Origin of the sequence: Methylophilus sp. OH31 (genome assembly GCF_000576615.1) — a bacterium.
GTDB lineage: Bacteria > Pseudomonadota > Gammaproteobacteria > Burkholderiales > Methylophilaceae > Methylophilus.
Genome location: NZ_BAUS01000002.1, coordinates 534,786 through 548,032, shown reverse-complemented (window position 1 = coordinate 548,032; position 13,247 = coordinate 534,786). Strand labels below are relative to the sequence as shown.

The window sequence follows — 13,247 nt, the reverse complement described above, 5'->3', positions numbered from 1 at the left end:
TCGACTCAATAAATTTATTCGATAGTTTATCTTTATATTGATTCAATATCCAAGCGTCTACACAATCGTGAACAGTGTCGATATAGTGCAAAAACACCTATGGAGCACATAATGAACCTAAGCAAAAACACTTTCCGCAAGATTCCCAAAAAATTCACGCCTTATGTGTTTGCATTCTTCATGGCGGGCATCATGGCCTTTTTAATGTGCATGGTGATCGTTGCCGCGAATAGTGGCATACAGACCGGTTATCTATGGCGTGTGGTGCACGCCTATGCGCTGGCGATGCCGATAGCATTCTTTTGCGTATTAATTGTCAGGCCTGTTGTGATGCACCTGGTTGCCCGATTAGTAGAGGCACATTAATTCGCAAGCCAGTTAAACAAAGGAATCGATCCAGAAAATAAAAACGGATGCCATGGCATCCGTTTTTCATTCATGCGCAAAACTTTAAAACACCAGCGAATACAAGGCGACCAGCAAATACCCTATGCCAGCCCCAGCCAGCACATCACTCGGATAATGCAGGCCTAACACCACACGCGAGATACCAACCAACACGACAAACGGATAAACTATCGGGAACAATTGCGGATAATGCTGTACTGCCACCATACCAAAAGCCACCGCATGTAAGGTATGCCCGGACGGAAAACTGAAATAATCCAGCGGCGTGCCGCTTAACAACACATCTTGACGCACCTGAAATGGCCTTGGCCGGCTAGTGCGATGTTTGAGCCATTTATAGACCAAGGTGCCGGTGAGACCTGCGGTAAGCATATGCAAGCAGGCATAATAACCGTCCTGACCTTGCGTGATAGCAATCACCAGCATGAGCAAATACCAGAACATGCCATCGCCCATACGTGAAATGGCGCGGAACGAGTTGCGGATAAGACGGTACTGTCCGGTATGGCTGACTTTGACACACAACCGGCTGTCTACCGACTGCACCCATCCCAGGGTTTGTTGTAGTTTCAGCATCTCAAGTCCTTTCCGGGGCTCACCCCGACTATGCTTCTTGGGTAAGCATAGTCTGACTATGATGCTTGAAACTATCGTGAAGAATTGATGAAATTAATGTGACGTGCGATTACTTCCACAGCACGCGGTAGATAAATCCCGGGAAGGACAGCACCAGGAATACACATAAAGTAATGCTGTAAAACTCCCAGCCTTGTGGCCACACCTGGCCCATGACAAAGCGTTCGACCAGGTAGGCAATCGCCAGCGTGATGAAGTAAGCAGGCAGCAACACAGCAAAGCGCTGCCACAATTGGCTAATCGTCCCGACCAGGCCCAGCCATTTATCTGAGACCCAGCCTAGATTGGCCATAAACAACATCAGTAATAAGAAAATAAGTTTTGTGGCCATGATTATTGCAGACTGATTAACAAACTATGGCCACAGACACCCAGCAGTACTTCCGGAAACAGACCCAAGCCGAGTAAAGCCAGTGAATGCACACTGAGGATAAAACGCATATCAAGCGGTGCGTTCAGTGGCGTATGGTCTTCAGGTGCATCAAAGTACATTTTGCGCACAATGTTGAGGTAATAGAACGCGCCGATAGTGGCCATCAACACGGCCAGCACCACTTGCCAGGTAAACCCAGCCTGCCAGGCCGCTTGCAGCACAGTAAACTTGGCGTAGAAACCAATAGTAGGTGGAATACCCGCCATGCTGAACATAATGATCAGCATGAGGAAAGCAAACCAGGGATGACGCTGGTTCAAGCCTTTGAGGTCATTGATTTCTTCTGCTTCAAAGCCTTGGCGGCTCAAGAGCAAGATAATACCGAAACCCGCGATAGACATCAGCACATAAGCGCTGATGTAGAAAAAGCTAGAAGCAAAGCCATTGGCATTCGCACTCATCATGCCGAACATGATGAAACCCACATGCGAGATTGTGGAATACGCCAGCATGCGTTTGAGGTTGGTTTGTACAATGGCGCTAAAGTTACCAATGATGATAGACAGTACCGCCATCAATACCAGCATGTCCTGCCAGTCTAATGCCAGTGGGTGCAAGCCTTGTACCAGCAAGCGCACCGTCATGGCATAGGCCGCCAGTTTAGGCACCGAGCCAATCAGCAAGGTCATTGGCGTTGGTGAGCCTTGATAGACATCTGGCACCCACATCTGGAATGGCACCGCACCAAATTTAAAGGCTAGCCCTGCCACCACAAACACCAGCCCCAGGATCAGCACCGGGCTTTTTGGTTGCTGCGCAATACTATTCGCGATGTCACTGACGTCCAGACTGCCAGTCATGCCATATAGCATGCTCATCCCATACAGCAGCATGCCGGAAGCCAGCGCACCCAATACAAAATACTTCATGGCTGCTTCTGACGCTCTAGGATTATCGCGGTCAAACGCCACCAGCGAATACAGGCACAGTGACAGTAGCTCCAGGCCAATGTAAATGGTCAGCATGTTATGGCCGGAGACCATAATCATCATACCTAGCAAGCCAAACAGGACCATGGCATAAAACTCGCCACGATACAGGTTGCGGTCTTGCAGGTATTTACGCGTATACACCAGGATCAACGAAGTGCCGAGATACATCATCAACTTGATCACGTCGGACAAAGTATCGTCGATAAACATGTGCGAAAAGGCAAAGCCAACCGCAGGCGTATGGGTTTTAAAAGTAAAAAACGCTGCAGCTAACAGGGTGAACTGGCTCAGGCCATAAATCATGAAACGATTTTGTGGCAGGATGAATAAATCCAGCAACAAAATAAACATGGCCATGCCCATGACAACCAGTTCCGGCAACAGGGCGAGCAAATCGAATTGCATATTATCCATTTTCTAAAATCCTGCCTTAATAGCCTGTGACGGGCAATTTGGAAATCGCCATGTGTTTCAGGAACTCTGTACTGGTGGCCTGCATCACCTCAGTGATCGGCTGCGGATAGACACCAAAACCAATCACCAGCAACGCCAAAGTACCTAAAATCAGGAATTCACGTTTATTCAAGTCGCTTAGTTCAGCAACATGATGATTTGTCACGTTGCCAAAAAACACGCGCTTGGTCATCCACAAAGTATAAGCCGCGCCAAAGATCAGCGTGGTCGCCGCCAAAAAACCAACCCAGAAGTTAAACTTGACCGCTGCCAGAATCACCATAAATTCGCCGACGAAGCCCGAAGTGCCTGGCAAGCCACTGTTTGCCATGGCAAACAGCACAGCAAATGCAGCAAATACCGGCATTTTATTCACCACGCCACCATAGGCCGAAATTTCGCGGCTATGCACGCGGTCATACAACACGCCTACGCTGAGGAACATGGCGGAAGAAATAAAACCATGCGAGATCATCTGCACCACTGCGCCCTCAAGCCCTAACTGGCTGAACATAAAAAAGCCCAGTGTGACAAAGCCCATGTGTGAGATTGATGAATAGGCAATCAGCTTCTTCATGTCTTTTTGTACCAGGGCGACCAGCGCAATATAGACCACTGCGATCAGTGACAGCACAATCATGGCGGTACTGAAATAATGCGCAGCATCCGGTGCAATCGGCATGGCAAACCGCAGGAAGCTATAGCCACCAAGTTTAAGCGCAATCGCCGCCAGTACCACAGAACCACCGGTCGGTGCTTCAACGTGCGCATCCGGCAACCAGGTATGTACCGGCCACATCGGGATTTTGACGGCAAACGCCATAAAGAAGGCAATGAAGATATAAATCTGTGCCTGCATGCTCAATGGCAACAGGTAGTAGTCGGCCAGCTCAAAACTACCGGTTTGGTGGTAGAGGTAGATAAAAGCCACCAGCATCAGCAATGAGCCGAGCAAGGTATACAGGAAAAACTTAATCGTTGCGTACACACGATTTGGCCCGCCCCAGATACCAATGACCAGGAACATCGGGATCAACATCGCTTCCCAAAACACGTAGTACAAAATAGCATCGAGTGATGTAAACACGCCTATCATGATGCCGCTCATGATGAGGAAAGCCGCCATATACTGGGCAATATGCTTGGTAATCACCTCCCAGCCAGCCAGCACCACAATCACCGTCGTAAAACTGGTCAGCAACACCAGTGGCATGGAGAAGCCATCAATACCCAGGTGGTAATGCATATTAAATGCAGGCACCCAGGGTAATAACTCTTCAAACTGGAAGAAGCCATCCTGCACATCAAACAAGGTGTACAGTGGCAGCGTCACCAGAAAGCTGACCAGGCTACCAGCCAATGCCAGCCATCGTGTCAGGGTAGCCTTATGGTCACCCCCCAGCAGCAATACCAGCACGCCGGAGAGCACCGGTAGCCAGATGGCCAGACTTAACCAGGAAATACTTGTGAGGTCGGCTTGCATCATTAGTTTATTTTGATAAAGAAAGTCATGAGAAGGAATACGCCGATAATCATGGCAAAGGCGTAGTGATAGATTAAACCGGACTGCAGGTTACGCATTTTGGCTGCAATTTTGCCCATGGTATTGGCGGTACCATTGACCATGGCGCCATCAATCAGCGTGATGTCGCCATATTTCCACAACAGGCTACCCAGGTAGCGCGAACCACCGGCAAAGAACTTCTCGTTAAAGCTGTCAAAGCCGTATTTGTTTTCCAGGATATTGTAGATCACGATAAAACGCGCTTTGATGGCTGCAGGGATATCCGGACGCTTCATATAGAAGAACCATGACAACAATACGCCAGAGGCCGCCAGGAAAAATGGCAAACTGGTAAACCCGTGAATCGCCATGCCCGCCGGGCTATGCATCAATTCATGGTAGTGATGCGCCAGATGCGCCATGGCCGGATGTGCTTCAGGATTGACAAAAATGACGTTTTTGAAGAAATCACCATACAACATAGGTTCTAAGGCGATATAACCAATCACCAACGATGGAATCGCCAGCAATACCAATGGCAGGGTCACCACCCAGCCTGGTTCATGCGGGTCGTCATTCGGGCCCAGGCCATGATGATGCTCTTCTTCATCGTGTGCGTGGTCATCATCGTGATGCGCGTCGTCATGGTGTGCATTTGCATGTCCATCGCTATGTGCTGCATGTGCATGGTCATCATGCTTGGCATGGCGCCATTTTTCTTCACCGTGAAATACCAGGAAATACAGACGGAAGGAATAAAAAGCCGTCACAAACACGCCGACAATCACGGCAAAGTAAGCAAAGCCACTGCCTGGGATATGCGACAGCTCCACCGCTTCGATAATGCTGTCCTTGGAGTAGAAACCAGCGAAGAATGGCGTGCCGATCAAGGCCAGTGAGCCGATCAATGAGGTAATCCAGGTAATCGGCAGGTATTTTTTCAGGTTACCCATATTGCGGATATCCTGATCGTGGTGCATGCCCATAATCACTGAACCGGCACCGAGGAATAACAGCGCTTTAAAAAAGGCATGTGTCATCAGGTGGAAAATGGCAACAGAATAAGCAGACGCGCCCAATGCAACCGTCATATATCCCAGCTGCGACAAGGTGGAGTAAGCGACCACACGTTTGATATCGTTCTGGATAATGCCAAGGAAACCCATAAACAAGGCGGTAATCGCACCGATCACCATCACCGTCGACAAGGCAGTCGTCGACAACTCATACAGTGGTGACATACGCGCCACCATAAAAATACCGGCAGTCACCATGGTCGCCGCATGAATCAACGCAGAAATTGGTGTTGGACCTTCCATGGAGTCTGGCAACCACACATGCAGCGGCACTTGTGCTGATTTACCCATCGCGCCAACAAACAGTAACAGGCAAGTGACTGTCATTAACGACCAGTTGCAGCTACCCAGCAAATTCACCTGGGTATTCGCCAATTCTGGTGCGTGCTGGAACACCGTGGCGTAATCCAGGCTGCCAAAGTAGTACAGCACCATGCCGATACCCAGCAAAAAGCCAAAGTCCCCTACTCTGTTGACCAGGAACGCTTTAAGGTTGGCGTAAATCGCCGTTGGGCGCGTAAACCAGAAACCAATCAGCAAGTAAGATACCAGGCCTACCGCTTCCCAGCCAAAGAACAACTGCATAAAGTTGTTGCTCATGACCAGCATCAGCATGGAGAAAGTAAACAGTGAGATATAGCTGAAGAAGCGGCTATAGCCTGGATCTTCCGCCATATAACCAATGGTATAGATATGCACCATGAGTGAGACAAATGTCACAACTACCATCATCATAGCGCTCAGGTTGTCGATGAGGAAGCCGACTTCAAAATGCACGTCACCAGAATCGAGCCAGGTATAAATCGCTTCATTCAAGGTAAAGCCATTTAAGGTCTGGTTAAAAATATAGGCAGACAGAACGAACGCAGCACCTACACCAGCAATGGTCAGTACATGACCGGCCCAGCGCGGCAGGAAGTTGCGAAAAATGCCGACGACAGCGGCTGCCAATAATGGCAACACTGGGATCAACATCAGGATTTGTTTGATAGTCATTATGCTTAACCTTTTAACTGATCCAGATCGTCGACGTTGATGGTGCGCAAGTTACGGAACAACACCACCAGAATCGCCAGGCCAATGGCAGACTCTGCGGCGGCCACGGTCAGGATAAAGAACACAAATACCTGGCCAGCGATATCGTTCAGGTAGTGTGAAAAGGCGATAAAGTTCAGATTGACGGCCAACAGCATCAACTCGATGGCCATCAGCAAAATAATCACGTTTTTGCGGTTGAGGAAAATACCAATCACACTGATCGCAAACATCAGCGCCCCCAGAATCAGGTAATGAGACAAACCGACCATGATTACTTTTTCTCCTCTGCCGCGGGTGCTTCTTCTACTTCGGCAGGCATAGACACAATGCGAATACGATCGCTGCGCTTCACTTTTACCTGGTCTGCCGGGTTCATGGATTTATTGTCTTTACGTTCACGCAAGGTCAGTACAATGGCCGCGATCATCGCTACCAGCAACACCACGGCAGCCAGCTCAAACGGCAACAGATAGTCGGTATACAGCACTTTACCCAAGGCCGCGGTATTGCTGTAATTGGCTGGCAGTTCAACCGCCTCGCTAGGATGCAGGTTCTTCTCTGCCAGCACCATGGTCATCTCGACCACCATGAGCACGCCGATCAGGCCCGCCATGGGCAGATACTCCCAGAAACCCTCACGCAATTTGTCGAGGTTGATATCCAGCATCATCACCACAAACAGGAACAGCACCATCACCGCCCCGACGTAGACCAAAATCAGTGCAATCGCCAAAAACTCAGCTTCAAGCAACAGCCAGATACCCGCGGCAGTAAAAAAGGCCAATACCAGGAACAGTGCTGCATGTACCGGGTTACGCGTGGTGATCACGCGGATGCCGGAAAACAGCAGAATGGCTGACAGTACGTAAAAAACAATATCGGTAAATAACATGATTATCCTGTCTCGCCTATCGATAGACCTTGTCCTGGGCGCGGTCTTCTGCAATTTGCGCCTCATACTTGTCGCCGACTTCCAGCAACATTTGTTTGGTGTAGATCAGGTCACCACGCTGCTCGCCGTGGTAATCAAAAATACGGGTTTCCACAATGCTGTCTACCGGGCAGGATTCTTCACAAAAACCGCAGAAAATACACTTGGTCAGGTCGATATCGTAACGCGTGGTACGGCGGGTGCCGTCATCACGCTGATCTGACTCAATCGTGATAGCCATTGCCGGGCAAACAGCTTCACACAATTTGCAGGCAATGCATCGCTCTTCGCCGTTCGGGTAGCGGCGCAAGGCATGCAAGCCACGGAAACGGTTAGATTGTGGCGTCCGTTCTTCCGGATACTGAATCGTGATTTTCTTGGCAAAGAAATAGCGTCCGGTCAGGGCCATGCCTTTCAGCATTTCCACCAACATCAAACTGCCTAATGTATTTTTAATCGAATTCAACATGGTAAGGTTTCCAAAATCCCTGTTTGTGCATCGCCCGGTTTAGTGGAACAAATAAGCCCACTGCGTCTGCATCATCGCCCCAACCACAACAATCCAGACCAGTGTGATGGGAATAAATACTTTCCAGCCCAAACGCATGATCTGGTCATAGCGATAGCGCGGAAAGGTGGCGCGGAACCATAAAAACAGGAACAGCAGGAAAGCAACTTTCGCCAGCAACCACAAAATGCTATCTGGCAGGAAAGGGACCGGCGACAACCAGCCACCAAGGAACATCAGCGCAGCCAGCATGGAAACCAGCATCATGTTGGCGTATTCAGCCAGGAAGAAGACGGCAAACGCCATGCCGGAATACTCGACGTGGAAACCAGCCACAATCTCGGATTCACCTTCGGCCACGTCAAATGGTGCGCGGTTGGTTTCGGCCACGGCACTAATGAAATACACGACAAACAGTGGGAACAACGGCAGGAAATACCAGTGCCAGAAACCGCCCTCCTGGCCCATCACGATATTACCCAGGTTCAAAGAGTTGGCACACATGAGTACGCCCACCAGGGTAAAGCCCATGGCGATTTCGTAAGACACGATCTGTGCTGCTGAACGCAACGCACCCAAAAAAGCATACTTGGAGTTAGATGCCCAACCGGCAATGATCACGCCATACACCGCGACCGAGGTCATAGCCAGAATATACAACAAACCAGCATCCACATTCGCCAGCACCAGGGTCGCATCAAATGGAATCACAGCCCAGGCAGCAAACGCTGGCGCAATCGCTAATACCGGCCCGATAAAGAACAATGCCTTGTTAGAAGCCGTAGGCAGGATGATTTCTTTAAACAACAACTTCAGACCATCAGCCAACGGTTGCAGCAGGCCAAAATAACCCACACGGTTAGGGCCAATGCGCACTTGCATATAGCCGATGACCTTACGCTCAGCCAAGGTCAGGTAAGCCACACCGATCATCAGCGGCAGCACAATGGCCACGATTTTAATCAGCGTCCACACCACTAGTTGCACGTCTGCCCAGTAGGACCCAAATAATTCAGCAAAGAATTGCATGTTATGCCATCTCGGTCAGTTGTTTTTCGTAAATCGCCACTTGATCGGCCGACGCTTTTTCAATGGTGATATCGCCCATCAGGTCACCCAGGCCAGCCGTCAACGGATGCGCCGCGGCAACACGCACGCAGCCTTTGGCCACATGGTTATCCACACGTACTTTAAGTACGGCGCTGCCTTTATCCTGACGCGCAACCACAATATCGCCATCCTGCAAGCCCAAGTCGGCCAATTGCTCGGCACGCATGCGCGCCATGGGGCGAATGTTGTATTTGGTTTTTTGCAACGGGGCTGAACGACGCACAATCGGGTCAAACTCGTATTGCGGCACTTCGCCAATGCGTTGCAAACCCTCCTTTTTGATATTGACCTGAATTTCTACCAACTCTTTCAAGTTGTTGTTCAGACTACGCCATACCACTGCAGACGGTTTTTCACCATTAAAGATGGCGTTTTTCACGTCTTCTGAACTATTGAAATCAAAGCCCGGCAGCCCTAATGTATTGGCCAGTACACGCAGTACTTTCCAGCCTGGACGCGCTTCGCCCAGTGGCCGGGTCACCGCCTGGAAGCTTTGTACACGGCCTTCCATACTCATAAATGTGCCTGAGGTTTCAGTAAATGGCGCAATTGGCAACAGGATATCTGCGTTATCAAGTGCAGCAGACTTATACGCAGTCAATGCAATCACACACTCCGCTTTAGCCATGGCATCGCTGGCCAGGGCCGCATGCTGACAATCCAGCTCAGGTTCGATATTCAGCAGCAGATAAGCCTTGCGTGGCACCTCAATCATGGCGCGCGCATGCATGCCCGTGGCTGAAGGCATCACGCCCATCAGGTGCATACCGGTACTGTTGGCAGCTGGCGGCAAAATACCACCTTTAGCGCCGGTGATACCACCGATAGCTTCGGCCATACTATACATTTCGGTAAAACGCGGATCGCTCAAAGCCATATTGCCGAGGAAAATACCGACTTTAGGCGCAATCAGGATCAGCTCTTCGCTGATACCGGCCAGGCATTCGGCAATTTGCTGTGTATTCGGTCTTACCTGGATTTCCTCCAGCAGTTTATTCAGGGTTGGCGGCAAGCACAGTGACAGTTTTTGCAAGCCTGACATGGCTTTTAACACTTGACCCAGCACATTCACCATATCGTTAGGACGCACAATCACCTTGTGTGCAATATCCATCAATGGGTCATTATCCAGTGGGCTAACGATACATAACTCAGCGCCGTTAGCGACCGCCTTGCGAATACGCTGTGCCAGCAATGGATGCTCATTGCGCAGATTGGAACCGATCAGCAGGATACGGTCCAGCTCTTCGATTTCCTGAATATTGCAGCCCATCCAAGGTGTACCGGTACGTTTACCATCCAGGCGGAAATCGGTCTGACGCAGACGGTAATCGACGTTACCGCTACCCAGGCCTTCGGCCAGTTGCTTGATCAGGTAACCCTCTTCCATAGTGCTATTTGGTGAAACCAGCACACCCAGTGCCTCACCACCATACTCCTTGGTGATATCTTTGAGTTGCCCTGCGGCAAACTCCAGTGCGGTTTTCCAGTCAGTTTCCTGCCACTGGCCGTTGTGCTTGATCATCGGCACTTTGAGGCGGTCAGGGCTATTGAGGCCTTCGTAAGAGAAACGGTCGCGGTCAGATAACCAGCACTCGTTAATCGACTCTTTTTCACGCGGCAATACACGCATGACTTTATTGTCTTTAACATGCACTTCAATATGCGAGCCCAGGCCATCATGCGGCGCAATAGAAGGCCTGCGTACTAGCTCCCAGCTACGGGCAGAGTAGCGGAACGGCTTGCTGGTCAACGCACCAACCGGGCACAAATCAATAATATTACCGCTCAGTTCGGAGTTGACGGATTGATCGACATAGGCAGTAATTTCAGCGTGCTCGCCACGATTGACCAGGCCCAGCTCCTGCATGCCGCCGACTTCCTTGAGGAAGCGTACGCAGCGTGTACACTGGATACAACGCGTCATATCGGTACTGACTAGAGGGCCGATATTTTTATTGAAAACCACACGCTTTTCTTCGGTATAACGAGAGCCGGAGGCGCCGTAAGCCACGGCAATATCCTGTAAATCACACTCACCGCCCTGATCGCAAATCGGGCAATCCAGCGGGTGGTTAATCAACAAAAACTCCATCACGCTTTGCTGGGCTTCTACCGCAGATTTACTACGGGTATAGATCTTCATGCCATCAGCCACTGGCGTCGCACAGGCAGGCAAAGGCTTGTTGAACTTTTCTACCTGCACCAGACACATACGACAGTTGGCGGCCACCGACAGCTTTTTGTGGTAACAAAAACGCGGGATCGCGATACCTACCGCGTCCGCAGCATCAATAATGGTGCTGCCGTGTTCGACTTCTAGTGGTTTGCCGTCAATTTCGATGTTTAGCATGTGATTACCGTTAAGCTTGATAGCGTTTATTTACCATCGACCATGGACTTGCCATGCTGGATGTAATATTCAAATTCAGGGCGGAAATGTTTGATAAAGCTCAACACGGGTGTCGCTGCAGCATCGCCCAACGCACAAATGGTACGGCCGGAAATGTTGTTGCTTAAATCCGTCAGCAGATCGAGATCTTCCATTTTGCCTTTGCCGTCGACGATGCGCTCAATAATGCGATAGACCCAGCCGGTGCCTTCGCGGCACGGCGTACATTGACCACAGCTTTCTTCATAAAAGAAGTAGCTCAGGCGTTTAAGCGTTTTCACCATACACGTGGTTTCGTCCATGACGATCATGGAACCCGCACCCAGGCTGGACCCCGCCTTGCTCAGACCATCATAATCCATAGTGGCATTTTCAATGGCGCTGGCAGGCATGACGGCGGTAGATGGGCCACCTGGAATCACGGCCTTTAACTGACGGCCTTTCCAGATACCACCCGCCATATCGAGCAAGTCTTTAAAAGGCGTGCCCATTTTGATTTCATAGTTGCCAGGTTTTTCAACATGACCAGATACCGAAAATAATTTGCTACCACCAGAGTTAGGCACACCCAGGTCAGAAAATGCCTGGCCACCATGCTGCATAATCCAGGGGATAGACGCGTAGCTTTCGGTGTTATTGACGTTGGTTGGTTTGCCAAACACGCCATAACTGGCCGGGAATGGCGGTTTAAAGCGTGGCTGGCCTTTTTTGCCTTCGATCGACTCAATCAGTGCCGTTTCTTCACCGCAGATATAAGCGCCATAGCCATGCACCGCATATAGATCAAAGCTAAACTCGGAACCAAACAGGTTTTCACCCAGATAACCGGCCTCACGCGCCTCTGCCAGCGCCGCTTCAAAAATCTCGTAGTCTTGCCAGATTTCACCGTGAATGTAGTTATAACCGACGCGTGCACCCAGGGTATAGGCGGCAATGGCCATGCCTTCAATCAGTTGGTGCGGGTTATAGCGAATAATGTCGCGGTCTTTAAACGTACCCGGCTCGCCTTCATCGGTGTTACACACCAGGTACTTAGTTCCATCGTAATAACGTGGCATAAAGCTCCACTTGAGGCCGGTTGGGAAACCAGCACCACCGCGGCCACGTAAGTTGGACACTTTGACCTGGCTGATAATGTCAGGCGCTTTTACTTTCTCTGCCACCAGGCGTTTGAGCTGCGCATAGCCGCCCAATTTTTCATAGGTCGCCAGTGAAGAAGGATTATCTTCTGTCAGCGTTCGCAGGGTGACCAGGGTCTGCCCGGCCAAATCCGTCTTGACCACAGGTTTACTATTCAATGTCGCGTTTGAAGTTTTTGCCATGTTCAGCGCCCTAGCCCTTATTTAACTCGTTAATGAGGGCATCCACTTTTTCAGTGGTCAAAAATTCGTGCATATCGCTGTTATTCACATGCAATAACGGCGCACCGCCACAACAGCCCATGCACTCGCCTTCTTTCAGGCAGAACTTGCCATCAGGCGTCACTTCGTTAAACCCAACACCGAGCTTGTGTTGCAAATGCTCCACAATCTCGTCCGAGCCACGCAGCATGCAAGAGATATTGGTACAGATCGTAATCTTGTGCTGACCCACCGGCGCCAGATCGTACATATTGTAGAAAGTCGCGACTTCCAGCGCAGCGATTTCCGGGATACGCAAATACTTGGCAACCTCGGAAATACTTTCCTTGGATAACCAGCCACGTTCCATTTGGACAATCCTCAAGGCCGACATCACTGCCGCCTGACGCCTGTCTTTTGGATATTTCGACAGTTCGTATTCAATCTTTTCAATTGATTCTGCACTGAGCATGCTTGACCCTTACT

Annotated in this window: 13 protein-coding genes; 1 reads left to right on the top strand and 12 read right to left on the bottom strand. The window is 50.1% G+C overall.

From position 1 onward, the window contains the following. Window positions 1-111: 111 nt before the first annotated feature. Window positions 112-366 carry a DUF2798 domain-containing protein gene (locus OH31_RS04395; RefSeq protein WP_024929780.1) on the top strand — a complete coding sequence of 85 codons (255 nt, stop codon included), beginning with the start codon at window positions 112-114 and terminating at the stop codon, window positions 364-366. An 84-nt stretch (window positions 367-450) separates the two neighbouring features. On the opposite strand, the gene OH31_RS04390 is transcribed toward OH31_RS04395, so the two are convergent. The 12 genes from OH31_RS04390 to nuoE all read right to left on the bottom strand — a co-directional run bounded on the left by OH31_RS04390 (window position 451) and on the right by nuoE (window position 13,233). Further along, window positions 451-984, bottom strand: a complete 534-nt coding sequence (locus tag OH31_RS04390; RefSeq protein ID WP_019881829.1) for a phosphatase PAP2 family protein — start codon at window positions 982-984, stop codon at window positions 451-453. Between the two features lie 109 nt (window positions 985-1,093). Then, complete coding sequence (locus OH31_RS04385) at window positions 1,094-1,375, bottom strand: DUF2818 family protein (protein WP_024929779.1); 282 nt, start codon at window positions 1,373-1,375, stop codon at window positions 1,094-1,096. A 2-nt stretch (window positions 1,376-1,377) separates the two neighbouring features. Beyond that, entirely contained in the window at window positions 1,378-2,823 is a 1,446-nt protein-coding gene (nuoN, locus tag OH31_RS04380; protein WP_024929778.1) for an NADH-quinone oxidoreductase subunit NuoN, read from the bottom strand. A 16-nt stretch (window positions 2,824-2,839) separates the two neighbouring features. Beyond that, window positions 2,840-4,348, bottom strand: a complete 1,509-nt coding sequence (locus OH31_RS04375) for an NADH-quinone oxidoreductase subunit M (RefSeq protein WP_019881825.1) — start codon at window positions 4,346-4,348, stop codon at window positions 2,840-2,842. Continuing rightward, the gene (gene nuoL / locus OH31_RS04370) at window positions 4,348-6,438 is read right to left on the bottom strand and encodes an NADH-quinone oxidoreductase subunit L (RefSeq protein ID WP_024929777.1); all 2,091 of its coding nucleotides are present in this window, start codon (window positions 6,436-6,438) and stop codon (window positions 4,348-4,350) included. The genes OH31_RS04375 and nuoL overlap by 1 nt, the downstream gene beginning before the upstream one ends. 5 nt (window positions 6,439-6,443) lie before the next feature. After that, on the bottom strand, window positions 6,444-6,749 hold the full coding sequence (nuoK, locus tag OH31_RS04365) for an NADH-quinone oxidoreductase subunit NuoK (RefSeq protein ID WP_019881823.1): 306 nt from the start codon (window positions 6,747-6,749) through the stop codon (window positions 6,444-6,446). Window positions 6,750-6,751: 2 nt separating this feature from the next. Further along, window positions 6,752-7,372, bottom strand: coding sequence for an NADH-quinone oxidoreductase subunit J (locus tag OH31_RS04360; protein WP_024929776.1), 621 nt, complete (start codon window positions 7,370-7,372; stop codon window positions 6,752-6,754). 16 nt (window positions 7,373-7,388) lie between these two features. Continuing rightward, on the bottom strand, window positions 7,389-7,880 hold the full coding sequence (nuoI, locus tag OH31_RS04355) for an NADH-quinone oxidoreductase subunit NuoI (RefSeq protein WP_019881820.1): 492 nt from the start codon (window positions 7,878-7,880) through the stop codon (window positions 7,389-7,391). Between the two features lie 39 nt (window positions 7,881-7,919). Continuing rightward, entirely contained in the window at window positions 7,920-8,948 is a 1,029-nt protein-coding gene (gene nuoH, locus OH31_RS04350; protein WP_024929775.1) for an NADH-quinone oxidoreductase subunit NuoH, read from the bottom strand. A gap of 1 nt (window position 8,949) precedes the next feature. Further along, window positions 8,950-11,382 (bottom strand): NADH-quinone oxidoreductase subunit NuoG, encoded by a 2,433-nt coding sequence (gene nuoG, locus OH31_RS04345; protein ID WP_024929774.1) that lies wholly within the window; start codon window positions 11,380-11,382, stop codon window positions 8,950-8,952. A gap of 26 nt (window positions 11,383-11,408) precedes the next feature. Further along, a complete protein-coding gene (nuoF, locus tag OH31_RS04340) occupies window positions 11,409-12,743 on the bottom strand; it encodes an NADH-quinone oxidoreductase subunit NuoF (protein ID WP_024929773.1) in 1,335 nt (444 codons plus the stop codon). A gap of 10 nt (window positions 12,744-12,753) precedes the next feature. Beyond that, window positions 12,754-13,233 (bottom strand): NADH-quinone oxidoreductase subunit NuoE, encoded by a 480-nt coding sequence (gene nuoE / locus OH31_RS04335; RefSeq protein WP_024929772.1) that lies wholly within the window; start codon window positions 13,231-13,233, stop codon window positions 12,754-12,756. Between the last annotated feature and the right edge of the window lie 14 nt (window positions 13,234-13,247).